Genomic DNA, 3,071 nt, shown 5'->3' on the forward strand with positions numbered 1-3,071 from the left:
GCGCAGGTGCAGGCGCAGCAGCAGCAGGCACAGTTAGCGCCGGCACTATTGCAGCTATAGCAGCGGGTGCAGCAGTGGTTGCGGGTGTAGCAATAGCAGCAAGTGGAAGCAGTAGTAGTAGCAGCAGCACGGTAACTACAACAGCTCACCATTAAAAGTTGAGCTGTCAGTAAATTATACTTAAAAGGTTTTGTTAGGAATTTTAAGATGGGTTGGTTTATAAAAAAAACATTAGTTCTTTGTATACTTATAATCTTTTCTTTTATTACTCTAATACCTAAAGTATCTTATGCTAATTATGAACAAAGGGAAAAAGTTGATAAAGTTTTAAACACCGCCAACTCATTCTTTGAAAACATGCAAAATAAAGATTTTAAATCAGTGTGGGCTAATTTGAGCAGCGGTTCTAAGGATAAAATCATTGAAAGCGTTTACAAAAATCTTTTAAAATCTAAAATAAAAACTTATTCGAAATCATCGATTGAAGAAGATTTTAAATCCGACGGAGCTATTGCTCAATCTTTTTGGTCTGGATATTTAAAAGCATTTGATCCAAACATGGTTTTAAATGAAAGTGTTTGGAAAAAAGTAAAATTTGATGGAAATAAAGCAATAATTGTTATAAAATACAAAAAGGCTCAAGAGCCTTTTGATCTAAAAATGTACAAAGAAAATGGCAGTTGGAAAGTTGGATTAATTGAAACTTTTGGGATATAGAAATATTTAATGGTTGAAAATCAGGAAAAAAACAATCTGGGTTATCAAAACGTTTCGGATGACGATGAAATAAATCTCCTTGATTTATTTATTGTTTTACTGAAGCATAAAAAACTTATATTTTCCATAACATTTGGCGTTGCTGTATTGAGCATAATAATAAGTCTTTTGATGACGCCAGTATATGAAGCTAAAACTACTTTGATGCCCCCTCAAGGAGCAGAATCATCTCTGAGCTCAGCATTTGCTCAAACTGCTGCTGCAGCAGTGGGGTTAGGGATCTCTGCTAAAAATCCATCAGAAATCTATGAAAATTTACTAAAAAGTGATTTTGTTGTAGATAGAATTATAAAGCAGTTTAATCTAATGAAGCTGTATAAAGCAAAAAATATCGATTCGGCAAGAACAGCTGTGCTTAAACATTTGGATGTTCAAGTCGATACAAAGACAGGCATTATTACAGTTGGCTATAAAGATAAAAATCCAGTAAGATCAGCTCAAATTGCTAATGCTTTTGTGGCTGCATTGAGGGATTTAAATAATCACCTTGCCATTACAAAGGCCAGCATTGATAGAAAATTTTTTGAGAGTGAACTTAAGAAAGCTTATATAAAATTAGTTGAAGCAGAAAAAAATGTTGAAAATTTCCAGAAAAAAACTGGCGTTATTGAGCTTGGCGAACAAACCAAAGCTTCTATAGCAAGTATTGCTAACCTTAAAGCGCAAATTGCGGTGCAAGAAGCGCAAATTGCAGCAATGGGAACATATGCAACCCCTAATAATCCAGCCTACCAGAAAGCGCAGGCTACCCTATCTAGCTTAAGATCTCAACTTTCAGCACTTGAATCAAACACAAATAATAGCAATAATGCAATTACACCATTGGGTAAAATTCCCAGCTTTTATGGAAAGTATATTAATGTTGTAGGCGAACTTGGTTTTAGAAAAACAGTCTACGAGATGCTTTTAAAGCTATATGAAGAAGCGGCTGTAAAAGAAGCAAAAGGTGCATCTTTAATTCAGGTCATTGACAAAGCAACTCCGCCGCAAATTAGAATAAGCCCAAAAAGAGCGTTAATTGTTATAGTATCTACTTTTGCCGCATTTTTCCTATCCATATTTATAGCGTTTTTTAAAGAGTTTATAGAAAAAGCTTCGCAAGATGAAGAAAATAAAGAACGCATGCAATTGATCAAACAGTATGCTTCGCTTAGAAAGAAAAAAAATCAATAGAACAAAAATTAGATTTGCTATCGCAATTGCTCTTTACTGTATTTTGATTTTTGTTTTATTAAGGCAGACAGTTACAGCTAAGGAAAATTATGTTCTCAAGTGCTCTAATTATTTACAATTTCAAGATTTTAAAAAAGCTATAGATGCCGGTAAACAAGCTGTAATTTGGCAGCCTAAAGACATATATTCATATATATGTCTTGGAAAAGCATATCTTAATGTATCTGATTTTAATTCAGCACTGAAAAATTTTAAAACTGCCTACAATATGTCGACTTCCATAGAAAATTTAGCTTTAACATCAAACTTAATGGGTATTGCATACCAGAATATCGATGATAAAACAAATGCGATTTATTACTACACAAAATCACTAAATTTTTATAGAATATTAAAAAATATGAATGGCCAGGCAGCTCAATTAAATAATTTAGGTGAAATGTATAATTTGGAAGGTGATTACGCAAAATCTTTAGATTATTTCCAACAGGCTTTAAGCATCAATAAATCAATTAATGACCAAGATAGCCAAGCAGTTAATTACAACAATATAGCTGTAGTCTATTCAAATGACGGAAAATATCAAAAGTCTATTGAATATCTGAAAAAATCTTTAAATATATTCGAACAAAATGGAAATTTTCTGGGGCAAACACAAGCCAAACTTAATTTAGGAAATATTTACAGGTTATTAAAAAACTATTCCGATGCGGAAAAATATTTGTTATCAGGCAAAGATTTAGCTGAAAAAATTGGCAATAGATATTGGCAGGCTCGAGCTTACGAGTATCTGGGCATGTTATACTTAGACAAAAGCAATTATAAAAAAGCAGAAGATTACCTAACAAAAGCTATAGACATTTATAAATCCATAGGTGACAAAAAAGATTATCTTAGCGTCTCAAATCTTTTGTCCCAATTGTATAAAAATGATTCAGATGAAAGTTTAATAAATACTATAAAACTGAATTTAAAAGCATTTTACAGAAATCTTTTAGAGTGTTTTTATAATTGAGTTTTGATTTTGGATCATTAGAGTAATAGTTTACTATATCCATTTTCTATTTTGTCTAACACAAACAGCTAATCGTATAAATAAGTTTTCTTTCTTATATTATTTT

General features: G+C 32.0%; 3 protein-coding genes. All 3 read left to right on the forward strand.

All coding sequences use genetic code 11. The features are described from left to right. The first annotated feature begins 207 nt into the window (after positions 1-207). Genes Q0C22_RS02815 through Q0C22_RS02825 form a run of 3 tightly spaced genes read left to right on the forward strand, consistent with a single transcriptional unit; the run spans position 208 to position 2,965 of the window. Entirely contained in the window at positions 208-717 is a 510-nt protein-coding gene (locus Q0C22_RS02815) for a hypothetical protein (protein ID WP_291490557.1), read from the forward strand. Positions 718-726: 9 nt separating this feature from the next. Beyond that, positions 727-1,950, forward strand: a complete 1,224-nt coding sequence (locus tag Q0C22_RS02820) for a Wzz/FepE/Etk N-terminal domain-containing protein (RefSeq protein ID WP_291490558.1) — start codon at positions 727-729, stop codon at positions 1,948-1,950. Then, a complete protein-coding gene (locus Q0C22_RS02825; protein WP_025392295.1) occupies positions 1,919-2,965 on the forward strand; it encodes a lipopolysaccharide assembly protein LapB in 1,047 nt (348 codons plus the stop codon). The genes Q0C22_RS02820 and Q0C22_RS02825 overlap by 32 nt, the downstream gene beginning before the upstream one ends. The last annotated feature ends 106 nt before the right edge of the window (positions 2,966-3,071 follow it).

This window comes from Desulfurella sp. (assembly GCF_023256235.1).
Taxonomy (GTDB): Bacteria; Campylobacterota_A; Desulfurellia; order Desulfurellales; family Desulfurellaceae; genus Desulfurella.